The organism is Domibacillus sp. A3M-37, from assembly GCF_024213455.1.
Lineage (GTDB): Bacteria > Bacillota > Bacilli > Bacillales > Domibacillaceae > Domibacillus > Domibacillus tundrae.
Genome location: NZ_JANAVL010000001.1, coordinates 441,721 through 456,917, shown reverse-complemented (window position 1 = coordinate 456,917; position 15,197 = coordinate 441,721). Strand labels below are relative to the sequence as shown.

Below are 15,197 nucleotides of genomic sequence, written 5' to 3'. Positions count from 1 at the left end.
GAATGTATATGCGCGTCACACAATCAATGCTGTCATCAAACATGATGAAAAATTTAACATCGAGTCTGTCTCGGCTTGACAAGTTAAATACACAAGTCGCGACACAGAAAAAAATCACCAAACCGTCAGACGATCCGGTTGTCGCCATGAAAGGAATCGTCTACCGCCGCAGCCTGCAGGAAGTCGAGCAGTTCCAGCGCAATTTCAGCGAAGCGTACAATTGGGTCGAAAACACCGATTCCTCGCTGGATAAAGCAAAGCTGGCAATGGACCGGATTCGCGAACTCGTCGTGCAGACGTCAAATGATACGTACGATGCGGAACAGCGTGAAGCGACGAAAGCAGAAGTAGTTCAGTTAAAAGAGCATTTACTGGAAATCGCGAATACAAAGTTTGGCGAGAAGTACTTGTTTAACGGTACCGCGACAACAACGAAGCCGGTAGAAGGAACCGCTACAGGCGCAACGGTTTCAAGCAATGCAGGAAAAGCCGAGCTGGAATTATCCAAAGGCGTGCACATCCAAGTAAACATTACGGCTGCTGAAGCGTTCCCCGCCGGTCTATTTGAAGATGTCCAAAAAATTATCGACACGTTAGAAGACGATACAACAACAGGCGCTGACTTAAGCGGACTGCTTGAAGACTTGGATGTTCACATGGAAAACAACTCAACCGCACGCGCGAAAATCGGCGCCCGTTTCAACCGGATTGAGCTGATGGAAGCCCGTGCAGCGGAACAAAGAGTGGTCGCTTCCCGTATTTTATCCGAAAATGAAGACGTCGATTTTGAACAGGTCGTCACAGATTTAACGGTGCAGGAAACCGTTCATAAAGCCGCTCTTTCTGTCGGTGCCCGCATTATTCAGCCGTCCTTGATGGATTATCTACGTTAATAGGGGGGTTCTTTTAGTGAATATCCCAGCAATTCAAATTAGCACAACGCCAGCCAATCTTGGCATTTCTTCATCACCGGGAAGGCTGTCCATCCAGCAGCCGCCCGCAACGGTGGACTTAAAGCAGCCAAAAGCGGATATGCGCATTCAGACAACACCCGGCAAGCTGACAATTGACCAGCGCCAAGCGTGGGACGACATGGACCGGAAGCACATTTTTACTCGGATTAAAGATGCCGCAGCGAATGGACGCCAAAAAGCACTCGAAGGCACCGGCCGCCGGGCAGCGGAAGGACGCGAGCTTGCGGACATTCATAAAGGCGGCAACGCCATTGTAATGCAGGCGGCGCGGCGTGTGGACCGGACTCACGAACTCGGTATTGCTTATATTCCGTCGTACGGAAGTGTAAAAATCAACTACCAGCCGGGCGACGTTCAAATTGACGTACAGGCTCATCAGGTGGAAAACAACACGCGCGCCAATAAGCCGATCATCAGCTATCAGCCAGGTGACGTCAGCTTTCAAGTGAAACAATACCCGTCTATCCAATTTCAAACGGTCAATAAAACGATTTAAAGGATGATCAACGTGAAGATCGAAACAAAATACCACGGTGAAAAAGAAATCGAACAAGAAGATATCATTACCTTTTCAAATGGCATTCCGGGCTTTGAAAACGAAAAGAAATTTGTTCTATTAGCGTTTCCAGACAATAACGTCTTTTACGCGCTTCAGTCTGTTTCAACACCAGATTTAAGCTTTGTCGTCACTGATCCCTTCTCCTTTTTTGTCGACTACAACGTGAAAATTGACGATGCGACCATTGATTCCCTTGCCATTAAAAAAGAAGAAGACGTCACGCTTTTAAACATCTTAACGTTACGCGATCCCTTTGAAGAGACGACAGCCAATTTGCAGGCACCGATCGTCATTAATAAAAAAACGCACAGCGGACGCCAGGTGATTTTAACCGGCACACCGTACGAAACACGCCACAACCTGTTTCAGGCAAAGGAGGCGTAACCAATGCTCGTCCTTACACGAAAACCAGGTGAATCGCTCATGATCGGTGACGATATCGAAATCACCGTCGTTACCGTTTCCGGCGACCAAGTAAAGCTCGGCATCAATGCGCCGAAGCACATCGACATTCACCGGAAAGAAATTTACGTCGCCATCGGTAGCGAAAACAAATCCGCATCCGCCGGCGTTACCGATCTTTCCGGCCTGTTCAAACTCCCTCCAATGAAATAATGGACGGGAGTTTTGATTTTTTGTGTGTAAATTTATGGAAGTGATTAGCAGGGAGAAAGAAGTGAGTGATAAATGACTTTTATCCGGTCAGCCCCAATTGTTTTCCGGTTAAATAGCGACGTGTATCGGTCAATTCTTCCTTTATTATTAAGCGGCAGCAAGGTCTAAATGTTACGAATGGACGGGAGGAAAGTGAACCGCAATATCAGTTAGCAAGAAACATGATCCGTCATAGAAAAAAGCGAGGTTGGACACAGGAAAATTTGGCAGAAGAGCTTCAAACAAAACAAAGCGTCATCTCGCGCATTGAATCAGGCAATCAAAACCTTACACTCGATACATTAAAGAGCATTGCAGACATTTTTGATACAGACGTTCCTTCGTTATTAAGCAGCCGAAAACAAGTAAAACTCAAAAAGAATCGTTTTAGGTTAGTCAGACGTTAATCTAAGCAAATAACCGCCTTATCTAAGGAAGAGAGACGGTTATTTTTTTTGCGAATTTTATGCTTCCTTTTTCCTCATTCCAATCATTATTTTCGTCAATTCGTTCCAACCCATAAATCGTATATGCATGGATTTCGCTAGCTTCGCCGATGTATCCGTAAAAAGCTGTTTGTCACTACCCCGAATCGAATGATTTGTAATAAAACTCTGCCGCTTTCACTTCCTGCACCGCAATCGTCCGGCTGCCTTTTTTAAAAGCAGGTCCACCCTGTAATCCTCTGCCGCTGGTACTACCTGAACTGTGTAACCCATCTATCCAAAAAGCTCACATGAATATAGCTCAAATTCACGCCCGCTCATAGAATCAATCTCGCTAATCTCCGGCTGGCGCAAATGGTTTTTCAGCAAAGAGCAAGCACAGCAATCATACCCGTAATAATTACCACTGTGATCGCTTGAAAAAGAGAATTCTTATAAATGAAAAGAACCGCTGTTGTAAAAGAAAAATAACTGCGGCTCGTTCTTTAGCGAAATTTCTCTCTTTTTTACATTTGAACCATTTTTGGTTAATTTTACCTGTATTCTAGTAAAACATATAACGTTGGATAAAATTTCCTATCGTGTAGTTATGTTTCTTATAAATATAAAATTAATTTCACAAATTTGCTAAAAAAAATAATAAAAACCTAAAAAATCTATTAAACATTTTTTAAATGTGTCGATAATACTAGTGTAAGCAAAACAGAACAGGGCGGCCGACCTGAAACGGATTGCTAAACAAACAGAAAACTGTTCACAAGGATGTGAACAGCCAAACTCAAGGAGGAACAAAAAATGATTATCAATCACAATATTGCAGCACTTAACACACATCGTCAGTTATCAAGTGCATCAGGCGCACAAGCTAAATCAATGGAGAAACTAGCTTCAGGTCTTCGCATCAACAAAGCAGGCGACGATGCAGCAGGTCTTGCAATCTCTGAAAAAATGCGTGGGCAGATCCGTGGTTTGGATCAGGCTTCTCGTAACGCTCAAGATGGTATCTCTTTAATTCAAACAGCTGAAGGAGCTTTGAATGAAACACATTCAATTCTTCAACGTATGCGAGAACTATCTGTACAATCTACGAACGATACCAATACTGAAGATGACCGTGCAGAATTACAAAAAGAAGTTACTCAGTTAAAAGAAGAAGTAGATAGAATCGCTAACAATACTGAATTTAATACTAAGAAACTTCTAAATGGTGACTTGTCTGCAAAAGGGTACAAAGATGAATCTGCCACTATTGCAAGTAAAACAGGCGATTTTGCTGTAGATATTACAGATGCAACCCTTTCAGATGGAGATGCCTCAACAACTGCAGTTGTAACAGCTGATGATACCTTTACTGTCAAAGTTTCAAGCTACGATGCTCAAAGTGATACTTATTCTTATACGATCACACCAGCATCTACAGGACTGGAAAGCTCAGAAACAGCTTTTACTCCAGCAGGATCTACTACTGATGCAGTTGGAGATGCAAGTACTATGGGCGGATTAACTGTAACGATGGATTCTACGAAAATTAAAGTAGGAGATTCATTTACTTTAGTCACTCGTCAAGAAGAAAATTCTACAGGTACTCCATCAGAGGCTTTGAAATTTCAGATTGGCGCAAACTCAAACCAAACAATTGATGTTGGGATTGAATCAATGAAAACAGCTGATTTACACATTAATGAAATTGATGTGTCTTCACAAAGTGGAGCTTCTGCAGCGGTTTCAACTCTTGATGATGCTATTAAATCAGTTTCCGCAGAACGTTCTAAACTGGGTGCTGTTCAAAACCGTCTTGAACACACTATCAACAACCTAGGTACTTCTTCTGAAAACTTAACAGCCGCTGAGTCTCGTGTACGTGACGTAGACATGGCGAAAGAAATGATGACTCAAACGAAGAACTCAATTCTTTCTCAGGCTGCACAAGCTATGCTTTCTCAAGCTAACCAGGCGCCACAAGGTGTTCTTCAGTTACTTCGTTAATTTTATAAAAAGAGGCTCTTTAGGAGCCTTTTTCTTCGGTGTTTTACTGGTAAATATATCAATAAAAGCAGTACTTTACTAATAAATATGAGGTGGGAAATAATGAAGATAAAATACCCTTATTCAAAAAAATTTGTTAATGCGGCGCTGGCATTAGCATTATTAGCTACACCTTTAGCAGGAACTGGTGTTGCCCAAGCTGCTGGAACTTCAGCAGCAGCAACTACAACCGCTGTGGCTAAATCAAACGTGGAGTTGACAATTACAGATGGAAAGGGCATTGCCATTGATCCTTCTTTGATTACCCTATTAAATTCTAAGGGAGAACAAGTGGCTTTAACACCTTCCACGGATTCAAAAAAGTATACTAATTTAAGTGTTGATTCTGGAGAGTACACCCTGGTTATTAAAAATGCTAAAGTTAAAATGACCACAAAGTTAAAGGTTACTGGAGCCAACTTCAAGAAATCTTTTATTTTCTCAACAGCATCAGGGAACGTCGATACTAATAAACAAGGTGCGATTGGCGGAGTATTATTTGATGCAGATGGCAAAATTGTAACAAACGCTGCTATTAAAATTACTGATGCTACTGCTACGACTACGTGGGAAACTAGTTCCGACACAAAAGGATCCTTCAAAGTATTTGTTCCAGCTGGCAGCTATAAATTATTCACTATTGGACAAGATGTTGAAGACGATTCTGCTACAGATGAAAATGAAGCTGTCGATTATAAAAACAGCGTCTACGATGTGAAAGTAAGTGCAGGAACAATGTCTTCCCCACTAGACGATTTAAATCCAAAACAAGCTTGGGCTGTCAATGAAAACAAACTTGGTTACGACAAACTAACTTTTGGCACGGCTACCACTGCCCAAACAATTAATGATATTACTAATGCGACAAAAGAAATTAAAGGGACAGCTATTCCAAATGCGGTCGTTTCAGTTTATGAAGTTACTTCAGAAACATTGCCGGCAGCACCAGCAGCTGCGCCTGCTAGTTTAGGTGTAGTAAACGTATCAGCCGCCGGAAATGATGGAAAAATCACTGGCACAACAACAGATATGGAATATAAATTGAAAACAGACACAGCGTATACAGCTGTAACAGATACTGAGATTGCTTCATTGGCACCTGGAGAATACGTTGTTCGTTATGCAGCGGTAGCAGCGGATGGAACACCTGCAAGCTTAACGACTGCGGTAACAATAACAGATGGTTCAACTGAAGGATCGGTAGTGCCAGAAGAAACACCGGTACCTCAAGAACCAAAGAAAACTTATACATTGGTTACGTCCACTGTTGCTAAACTAGACACAATTGCTAAAACAGGTAAGTTCGCATTGAAACTGCCTGTCGTACAGCCTGGGAAAAAATTAGCCATTAAAGTGGTGGACCCAGCTGGAAATGAATATCTGGACGAAATGACTTCAGGAACAGCAAAATTAACGATGAGTGCACCACCCAATATTCTTGCTGTCCCGTATAGCAAAGATGCCGTTATCACTTTAGTGGATACGAATAAACTGATGACAACTGCCAACACAAAGGTAAAAATTGGGGAAACAGTGTTAACAAAAACAGAAGATTATACAATTGTGTCTGGTAAACTGACGTTAAAAGCACATGTCTTGAATGTAGGAGACAACCAGATTACATTGCAGCATGATTCCTTTAATGATGTTTCATTTAAACAAGTTGTGGGCGGGAACGCTCAAGCACTAACAGTTAGTGCTGTAGCAACAGGGTTAACAGTAGATGGAACAACTAAATTAAATTATTCAGGTGTGGCTGCAGGAAATAAAGTTCAGTATAAAATTTCAGATGCCACTATCTCTACTCCTAAGGGCGGAGATGCCGTAACAGAATTAGGCCTTTCCGACTTATCTGCTGACACTAAGACGATAAGTGGAGTTGATGCAGTTGCGAATAAGTATGTAGGTGTGTATGAAGTTGACGCAAATGATAAGATCGTAAAATTCAAACTTCTTACGTTAACCGCTACATCAATTAAAAAAGACGCTGTAGCACCTAGCAAGTCTAAGGAATCATTAGATGAGTCTAAGAAAATTATTACCATTGAGTTTAGTGAGGATATTTTTAGAGTCGGTTCTACTGCAGCCTCATTAAAATCAGCTATTAAGTTATCGACAAACGGAACAACATTTAATGCATTGGCTACAGGCGACACGGTTGAGATTGTAGGAAATAAACTAGTAATCACTCGCAGCACTGCATTAGAAGGTACAACTAATATGATTCAAGTTGCTGCTAGTGCCCTTCAGGATAAATATACCAATAAAGTTGCCACTTTTAAAACTGCTGCTTTAGCATATGTTGCCCCAGCAGCAACAGAAGTTACATTGGCAGAAGGCTCTCTTGGAACAGCTGGTAATAACGAAATTACTGGATTAACTTCAGCGAAAAAATACAAAGTAACTGAAGGAACTACAGTATCTTACGTTAAAGCTGATGGAACATTAGGTACATTAGCAGATGTTGCAGCATTAACAGGAGCGAAAATTACCGGTTTAACAAACGGTAAAACTTACAAGGTAGAAGATGCTAATAGCGTACCAACAGTAGCTACTACGATTACGAATCAAACTGGAGTTGTAGGAACTGCAGTAACAGTGGATGCAACTAACACGTTTGCTGACGCTGATACAACAGATACGTTAACTTTAACTGCTGTTTCCGATACTACAGCTACAGCAACAGTAGAGGTTACAGGTAAGACAATCACTATAACACCATTAGCTGCAGGCACAGCAACTATCACATTAACCGCTGATGATGGGTTCGGTGGAACAGTTTCAACCACATTTACAATTACGGTAACGGCATCATAAAAAAGAGAAAGAGACTCTAGACATTCTAGGGTCTCTTTTTTTTATGCACTCTTATTTTCTATCACAGGCTGTCTGTAAGGTATTTTATTCTTCATAATGCTAAACACTATGTTTACTAGCCTTCTTTCTACATAGACCATAGCTTGTTTCTTCTTCCGCCCCTCTTTGATCTTCTTTTGGTAGTAGTCATGCATGATTGGGTTCATATTTTTACGAATTTGTGTGAGGGCAAGGGAATAAAAGGCTTTGTTTAGTTCCCTGTTGCCTAGTTTATTAGAGTAGTTTCTCTGGCTTTCCCCCGAACTGTGCTCCAGAGGGGCTATTCCCGCCAGTTTAGCCAGTTTGTCAGATCTCGAAAATCGGCTTATATCTCCAATATTGGCGATTAAGGTAGCGGCGAGAACTGTATCAATTCCATTGATTGTCTTCAGCGGATAGCCTGTTACTTCGATTAAATCATCAAGTATTTCATCAAGCCCAGTAACTTGGCTTTCCAAATGTTCTAGAGAAGTAATAAAAGAGATTACACTTTCATTTTGTTCTTTCTGATACTCTGTCTGACTCCAGCCATTGCTTTTAACGGCAGTGAGTATCTCTTGTGCCTTCTTTTTAGGTGCGGATTTATTAAATTGTTGCAATACGGCCATTAGCTCTCCCTCTGTAACTCCTTTCAATAGGTCTGGAGAAGGGTAGGTTTTGAAGAAGCCCTTGGCTGTTTTGCTTTCTAGATCTTTAAAAAACTCTTTATGCATCGGATAGTGGTGAACGAGAATATTTTGGAGGGACATTTTAATGTTGGCCGCCATTTGAATATAGTTATTTCTAGTGTTAAGGGTTTGTTTAATGGCTAGGTATACGTCTTGGGGATTGGCAAAAGGGAGATTTTTGTACTCGAAAATAAGTGTTTTGGAAATGGCAAGAGCGTCAAGTTCATCTGATTTATTGTGGTTAGTGCCGATAGTTCTTTGTTTCTTTGTATAAGAAGAATTGACCTCTTTTACTATATAGCCAGCGTCAAGCAGATACTTTGCAAGGCTTCTTATCCACAAAGAGTAATTCATTCGGCACTGGGTGCCCCCGCCTATAAACTTGAACATAAGTACACGTATCGTCAGTTCGGTAACGCAAATAAGGCACAAGGCGACTCAATGGAGAAATTATCTTCAGGTCTTCGTATCAACAAAGCTGGGGATGACGCTGCAGGTCTAGCGATCTCCGAAAAAATGCGTGGACAAATCCGCGGTTTAGATATGGCATCTAAAAATGCTCAAGATGGTATTTCTATGATAAAAACAGCTGAAGGAGCTTTAAACGAGACTCATGACATCCTTCAACGTATGCGCGAATTAGCTACCCAAGCGGCCAACGATACTAATACTGAAACTGATCGTGGCGAAATTCAAAAAGAAATTGATCAATTAGTTGAAGAAGTTGACCGTATTTCTGGTACAACTGAGTTTAACACTCAAAAGTTATTAGATGGTTCAAAAGATACTCAAACTGCATTTTCTAGCATTGGTGGAGATAACGTTGATTTTTCAGGACTTAGTTTCCCTAAAGGTTCATATGGTTTAACTGATGCAACGCATACAATTAGTGTAGATTATACTGCAGGACAAGCAGCAAGCAGTTTCGATGGAACTCAAAATGCAACTCCAGTAGGAACACCTACTGGTTCTGGTAATATAACACTTGACGGAGACTATACTGGAGCTACTGATAAAACATTAACTGTTAGTTATGCTGCAGCAACTGAGTTCAACACAGCAACCCCTTCTGACGGAGGATCTCATGCTGATGCTATAGGTGACATTAGTGTTACAGGTACTTACACAGGATCTCAGAACACGTTAACTGTTACTTATAATGCTGCTGGAACAGATGGTGGTGGAAACCAAACTGCTGGAGTAAACGGTAGTGGTGGTGCTACTAATACAGCTTCAGCTTTGTCATTTGGTAGAGATGCTGGAGCTTTAGCGGGAGATATCGATGCTGCTGATGCAGGAGCCTATCAAGTACAATTCTCAGATGCCACTAACTATACAGTATTTAAAAGTGATGGATCTGGAGGATGGACTACTACTGGGGTATCTGGAACGGCCGGTGGTGGAGCAGTAAATATTAATGGCATAGCGGTTACAGTTGCAGCTGGCCAAGATGCAGTACCAGCCCCTGCTCCGTATGACGCTACTACAACTATGAATTTTTCAATTACTGCAGATACTCAAGAAAGCTTTGATGTATCAGATGGAAATACTACTCATACAGCTGTTGCCTTTGGTACTAACAGCCACTCAATTGAAGGATCGACAGTTGATCTTTCTAATGTTACTGTCGGGAAACTGACAATAATACTTTTACTCTTGATCTAACTGCTAATACAACTGCTTGGTCTTTTTCTGATGATGGTGGTACTACAAATACTGCTATTTCAGGCGATTCTTTCACCTACAATGGTGTTACAGTAGATACGTCTGGTGATAGTTGGACTATAGATTTAGATGCTGCTGTTGCTGATAGATTTCAAGCATCACTAGATGGTGGTACAGCTAAAGATATTACTTCAGGCGGTGGAGAAGTTAAATTATCAAATGCTGCTGGAGGTGCATCTGTCACAGTAGACTTAGGAACATTTAATATTAGTGCAGATAAAAGTATTACAGTAGATACTGAAACAACTGATAATTCTGCAGTGATTCATATTGGAGCAAATGCTGGTCAAAATATGAGTGTTAATATTGGAGATATGAGTTCTTCAGCTTTAGAAGTAGGTAACATAGATGTTACTTCTCAAACAGATGCAGATGCAGCAATTACAACAATCAATAATGCAATTGAATCAGTTTCTGCTGAACGTTCAAAACTAGGTGCGTTCAAAAACCGTTTAACAACCTAGGAACATCTTCTGAAAACTTAACAGCTGCTGAGTCTCGTGTGCGTGATGTTGACATGGAGAAAGAAATGATGAACTAAACGAAAAACTCTATTCTTTCTCAAGCAGCTCAAGCGATGTTGGCTCAAGCAAACCAACAGCCACAAGGCGTACTTCAATTACTTCGTTAATTTTAGTCGTTTCTTAAAGGAGGGCCTTAGGAATTTCCTAAGGTCTTTTTTGTATATATTTTGAAGTAAGTTGAGTCTGTTAACAGAGAGGGGGATACCATGTGAAGATTAACCATAATATTGCCGCATTAAACACCCACCGCCAATTAGCGTTAAATAGCAAAAAGGTTAACCAGTCTATGGAAAAATCATCATCCGGTTTACGAATTAACAGAGCAGGCGACGATGTAGCGGGCCTTGCCATTTCTGAGAAAATGCGTAGTCAGATCAGAGAATTAGAACAGGAACAACGAAATATGCAGGACAGCATTTTAATGCTTCAAACCGTAGAAGGAGGCATGGAGGAGGTTCATGCCTTGCTGCAGCGTGGACGGGAACTATCAGTACAAGCAAAAAAATGACACCCTTGTAGAAGAAGATCGTCAATCAATCCAAGGGGAAATTAATGAAATCGTCAAAGAAGTGGACCGAATTGCTAACAACACGGAGTTTAATACGATTAAAGTATTAAACGTTACGTCCTCAGCCGATAGTCAGGAACAGCAGAAGGCGGTAGAAGCATTACAAAAATACTGGCTGAAGAATAGTGAATCGTTAGTAGCTACCCACTTCGGTTTACAAGCAGGGATGGATGATGTACCCCTCGACATCCAATTCATACAAAATTCTGGGGACGGAAGAGTGGCAGGGGTACAAGGTTCTTACTACACGACAGGTGCTGACGGACGATACTTCAACCGGAAATTATTCCTGGATATGAGCGATTTCTCTCCTGTTTCCATGCCGAACGGCGGGGGATCATAGATCTCGAATGACCGCATTATTGCCCATGAGATAACTCATGCCATTATGGGAAGAACGACGAATATGCGAGACCTCCCCACCTGGTTCATAGAAGGTGTAGCTGAATTTATTGCTGGTGCGGATGAACGCTTAAAGGGAGATTCCAATAATGGAGCTGATTTTGCCGCTCTGAAGAACGAAATTGATTCTTGGGAGAGTACTAGTGCAGACTATTCTGCCGCTTATGCCTCTGTAAATTATCTAGATGCGAATTTAGCAGGAGGAATTAAATCATTATTTAATGAAATCAAAGTTGGGGGGGGGGGCGAAAAAACCTTCGATCAGGCATTAAATACTCTTTTGGGTTCTACTGGCGGTGAGGCGGCCTTTATTGCAGGTTTTAAGGCAAATGCGACACTAGCCAACTCCAATATTGATTTGAATGATATAGACACTGGCACCATTGGTGGTGGAGATGATAACACAACCGTACCAGATGCAGTCAATGCAGATTTACTGAATCCTTTAACGGCTTTCTTAGAGAAATGGCCTGCCTTTAGCGCAGGATCGACATTATTACGTGTCAGTCCAACAATGAATATTGAATTATCCAATGTAACGAGCAAGATTTTAGGTATTGATAATGTTAACATCTTAAATAAAACTAATGACAACATATCCATATTTGATGGAGCGATTACCTATGTTTCTTCTGAACGGTCACGTCTAGGGGCTTATCAGAATCGTCTGGAAAAGCCATATCCGTTTCGGTTTTCTCTGAAGAAAACCTTACTACAGCAGAATCTCGAATAAGTGATGTTGACATGGCGGAAGAAATGATGAACCAGACAAAAAGTTCTATTCTTTCTCAAGCAGCACAAGCCATGTTGGCTCAGGCGAATCAACAGCCACCAGGGGTATTACAATTACTTCGTTAATCTTGTAACTGAATTCATTTTAAGAACTTCTTTATTAAAAGACTCTTGTACTATGCAAGACTCTCTTTTTCAGCTCTTTTAGTATAGAAAGCTTCATCTTTAGGAAAAAAATTGAATTCTTTCTATTTATATAGCATTCTTGATATGGTAATATAGTACTAAGTTATAGTAATTGAAAATTTTGATTAATATCAATGCAAAGGCAAACTCAAGCGGGAACTGAGGAAGCAAATCTATTGGTTTAAGTTTCAAAAAACCAAGAAAGCTGAGCATGGATATCAAATAATCAAAAACAAGAACATTTATTCGTTAATCTGTTTTTGTTTTAATTTTCAGTGTAAAATAAGTGGGAGAAGGGGAAAATTATGTTTAATAAAAAAACGTTTTTTAAGAAATTCTTAGTACAATTAATGGTGCTTACATTAATATTTACACCATTAGCCGCTAATGCAGCGGAGGAAGTAGTTATTGTAGATCCAACACCGGATACAACTCCTCCTGTGTTAACAAGTTTAAGCATATCTTCAAATCAAGCATCACCAGGAAACCCTATTAAAATTACCGCAGAAATTAGTGATGATTTGTCAGGGGTTAAAAAGGCTCACATATCTTATAGAAAACCTAGTGGAACTATCACATGGGCATCCCTTTATTTAAATCAGACCACCCAAAAATATGAAGGAACTATGAGCATAGACACTTATGATGAAGCGGGTGAATGGGTACTATATTCCTTGGGTTTAACAGATAATAAGGATAACGGTGGTAGTGTGTATGATGACAATAGTAATTCTTCAGGGCAAAAATTTGATCTGGACCCTTATAAGTTTACTGTTTCAGGAGTTTCAATCCGACCTGTAACACCAGAACCTACAGATAAGGTTCCTCCTGTTCTAAATAGTATTACTATAAGTACTTCCCAAGTTAGTGGTCCTGGAACGGTTAAGTTAATCGCAGATGCCAGCGACGATGATACGGGAGTAAGTGGTGTCAACGTCCAGTATTTAAAACCTAGTGGCATGTATGAGTATGCTTATCTGTATTTTAATAGCACTTCCGGTAAATATGAAGGAAGCCTTAATATTGATCAGTATAATGAAAGTGGGGATTGGAAGCTTAATCGTGTTTATGTAGGGGATAAAGCTAAAAACTCTACATATATATATGATTCTGTCCTCAATCCAAACAGCTCAGAAAAACAAGATTTTAGTAATTATAAAATTCACGTGGAGGGTATAACTCCGGATTTTATTGCTCCATCACTGGGTGACCTTGCTCTTACTTTGGTTCAGAACACTAACAATACTGCACTAATTAAACTTTTTGCAGAATTTAACGATGAGTTGTCGGGAGTTTCCCCAAACTTTTTATACGCTGTTTATGCAAAACCTAGTGGCAAAACCATAAATGTAATATTTAATCGCAATGGAACCACGGGAAAGTATGAAGCATCCATTCCGATTGACAGGTATGACGAACTTGGCACATGGAAATTGCGTTATATACATGTAGAGGATAATAAAAGAAATGATAGAATAATTAGTGATAAATTAGGTAGCAAGTCACTAAATGAATGGGATTTTAGTCCATATTATTTCACTGTAAGAGGAGTTATTACAATACCTCCTGCTGTTCCGTCCAGTATTGGATTGTCCACTAAAGCGATTACCATGGAGCCTGGGGAAACTCAACAATTAAAAGCAACGTTGAACATGTCGGACACTACATCTAAAGACATTACACCAACTTCAAGTGGAACGGTATACACGAGCTCTAGACCTGAGGACGTTAGAGTAGACGCCAATGGTCAAATTATCGTAAGTCCGAATGCAAAACCTGGAACAGTTACTATACAAGCATCTAATAGTGGTCTGTCTGAACAATGTGAAATAACCATTCCAGGTGCTGAAAAAGAAAGTTATATTATTGTTAATCCTTTAAGTGTTAATCTTTCTTCTGGACAAACCAAACAGCTTAATGTTGTGGCGAAATTAGGAGGTGGCACGACAAATGATGTAACGAACAATATAGAAACAACTTATACGAGTTCTAATACCTCTCTAGTTAGTGTAACAAACAAAGGATTAATCTCTATTCCTGCAGACGCTAAACTGGGTTCTGCTAAAGTTGTGGTAAATTACAATGGATTAATAGCTGAAACGACGGTTACGTTCACGGGGCCACCGACTATTAAATCTATTGCTATGACACCTGCAACGGCAGGTATAAACTATGGAGAAAAAGTCCAAATGAGCTTAAGGGCTACAATGTCAGATGGCACAACAAAAGATGTAACGAATGGTTCAACTGGCACCACTTATACAACATCAGATTCAAAAAGAGCAACAGTAGATGCTAACGGCTTAGTCAGTATTGATAAGGAAGCGCGTAGCGGGACGGTAACGATAAAGGCAATTAACAATAACCAAATAGTTCAATCGATAATTACAATAAACGGTGTTCCGGAGGTAACCAGTATTCAAGTTACTCCTGATACATTAACAATGAAACCAGGAGATAGTAAGGATCTTCAGGTCATGTTTCTATATTCTGATGGAACATCAAAAGATATAACTGCAAGCAGTGAAGGAACGGTGTATACAAGCAGTGCTCCAACGCGAGCAACGGTGGATGCAGAAGGGAAAGTGACCATTCCGCTTACGTCAACAGCGGGGACGGTAACGATTACGGCTAAGAACGGAACGTTTCAAAAAGCAGCGGTCCTGACTTTAGTCAAGGATCCAGCCAAAGAAATAAAAAGCCTGACAGTTACTCCAGGCACAGCAACATTGAAATTTGGAGCTGACCAGCAGTTGACAGTGATGACAACGATGGGAGACGGCACACAAAAAGATGTGACAGCAAGCAGTGAAGGAACGGTGTATACAAGCAGTGCTCCAACGCGAGCAACGGTGGATGCAGAAGGGAAAGTGACCAT

At 40.6% G+C, this 15,197-nt stretch carries 12 protein-coding genes and 2 pseudogenes; 13 read left to right on the top strand and 1 reads right to left on the bottom strand.

Annotated features, from left to right (window positions below):
• Positions 1-8: 8 nt before the first annotated feature.
• From flgL to NLX67_RS02345, 7 genes are all read left to right on the top strand, one after another.
• On the top strand, positions 9-893 hold the full coding sequence (gene flgL / locus NLX67_RS02370; protein WP_254310210.1) for a flagellar hook-associated protein FlgL: 885 nt from the start codon (positions 9-11) through the stop codon (positions 891-893).
• 16 nt (positions 894-909) lie between these two features.
• Entirely contained in the window at positions 910-1,470 is a 561-nt protein-coding gene (locus tag NLX67_RS02365) for a DUF6470 family protein (RefSeq protein WP_254310209.1), read from the top strand.
• 12 nt (positions 1,471-1,482) lie between these two features.
• Positions 1,483-1,917, top strand: coding sequence for a flagellar assembly protein FliW (gene fliW, locus NLX67_RS02360; RefSeq protein ID WP_254310208.1), 435 nt, complete (start codon positions 1,483-1,485; stop codon positions 1,915-1,917).
• A gap of 3 nt (positions 1,918-1,920) precedes the next feature.
• Positions 1,921-2,148, top strand: coding sequence for a carbon storage regulator CsrA (gene csrA / locus NLX67_RS02355; RefSeq protein WP_254310207.1), 228 nt, complete (start codon positions 1,921-1,923; stop codon positions 2,146-2,148).
• 221 nt (positions 2,149-2,369) lie between these two features.
• Positions 2,370-2,594 carry a helix-turn-helix domain-containing protein gene (locus tag NLX67_RS23160; protein ID WP_375143341.1) on the top strand — a complete coding sequence of 75 codons (225 nt, stop codon included), beginning with the start codon at positions 2,370-2,372 and terminating at the stop codon, positions 2,592-2,594.
• Between the two features lie 834 nt (positions 2,595-3,428).
• Positions 3,429-4,619, top strand: coding sequence for a flagellin N-terminal helical domain-containing protein (locus NLX67_RS02350; protein WP_254310206.1), 1,191 nt, complete (start codon positions 3,429-3,431; stop codon positions 4,617-4,619).
• A 102-nt stretch (positions 4,620-4,721) separates the two neighbouring features.
• On the top strand, positions 4,722-7,475 hold the full coding sequence (locus tag NLX67_RS02345) for a hemoblobin-interacting domain-containing protein (protein ID WP_254310205.1): 2,754 nt from the start codon (positions 4,722-4,724) through the stop codon (positions 7,473-7,475).
• Positions 7,476-7,516: 41 nt separating this feature from the next.
• Here the strand turns inward: NLX67_RS02345 and NLX67_RS02340 are convergent, their stop codons facing one another.
• Complete coding sequence (locus tag NLX67_RS02340) at positions 7,517-8,536, bottom strand: IS110 family RNA-guided transposase (RefSeq protein WP_254310204.1); 1,020 nt, start codon at positions 8,534-8,536, stop codon at positions 7,517-7,519.
• An 87-nt stretch (positions 8,537-8,623) separates the two neighbouring features.
• Between NLX67_RS02340 and NLX67_RS22980 the strand changes: the two genes are divergently transcribed.
• The 6 genes and pseudogenes from NLX67_RS22980 to NLX67_RS02315 all read left to right on the top strand — a co-directional run.
• Positions 8,624-9,847, top strand: coding sequence for a flagellin N-terminal helical domain-containing protein (locus NLX67_RS22980; protein WP_375143340.1), 1,224 nt, complete (start codon positions 8,624-8,626; stop codon positions 9,845-9,847).
• Between the two features lie 428 nt (positions 9,848-10,275).
• Positions 10,276-10,538 (top strand): annotated as a pseudogene (locus NLX67_RS02330) (flagellin); the annotation flags it as partial.
• 101 nt (positions 10,539-10,639) lie between these two features.
• Positions 10,640-10,939, top strand: coding sequence for a flagellin N-terminal helical domain-containing protein (locus NLX67_RS02325; protein WP_375143339.1), 300 nt, complete (start codon positions 10,640-10,642; stop codon positions 10,937-10,939).
• Positions 10,890-11,342, top strand: a complete 453-nt coding sequence (locus tag NLX67_RS23155) for a flagellin N-terminal helical domain-containing protein (protein ID WP_375143338.1) — start codon at positions 10,890-10,892, stop codon at positions 11,340-11,342. Before NLX67_RS02325 ends, NLX67_RS23155 begins: the two co-directional genes overlap by 50 nt.
• 672 nt (positions 11,343-12,014) lie before the next feature.
• A pseudogene (locus NLX67_RS02320) lies at positions 12,015-12,259 on the top strand (flagellin); the annotation flags it as partial.
• Positions 12,260-12,624: 365 nt separating this feature from the next.
• A partial coding sequence (locus tag NLX67_RS02315) for an Ig-like domain-containing protein (protein WP_254310203.1) occupies positions 12,625-15,197 on the top strand: 2,573 nt, incomplete at its 3' end.

Excerpts from the sequence above, each read along its gene's own strand:
- flgL (WP_254310210.1), top strand. The coding sequence starts at position 9 with ATGCGCGTCACACAATCAATGCTGTCATCAAACATGATGAAAAATTTA.
- csrA (WP_254310207.1), top strand. The coding sequence starts at position 1,921 with ATGCTCGTCCTTACACGAAAACCAGGTGAATCGCTCATGATCGGTGAC.
- NLX67_RS23160 (WP_375143341.1), top strand. The coding sequence starts at position 2,370 with ATGATCCGTCATAGAAAAAAGCGAGGTTGGACACAGGAAAATTTGGCA.
- NLX67_RS02350 (WP_254310206.1), top strand. The coding sequence starts at position 3,429 with ATGATTATCAATCACAATATTGCAGCACTTAACACACATCGTCAGTTA.
- NLX67_RS02345 (WP_254310205.1), top strand. The coding sequence starts at position 4,722 with ATGAAGATAAAATACCCTTATTCAAAAAAATTTGTTAATGCGGCGCTG.
- NLX67_RS02340 (WP_254310204.1), bottom strand. The coding sequence starts at position 8,536 with ATGAATTACTCTTTGTGGATAAGAAGCCTTGCAAAGTATCTGCTTGAC.
- NLX67_RS22980 (WP_375143340.1), top strand. The coding sequence starts at position 8,624 with ATGGAGAAATTATCTTCAGGTCTTCGTATCAACAAAGCTGGGGATGAC.
- NLX67_RS23155 (WP_375143338.1), top strand. The coding sequence starts at position 10,890 with ATGCCTTGCTGCAGCGTGGACGGGAACTATCAGTACAAGCAAAAAAAT.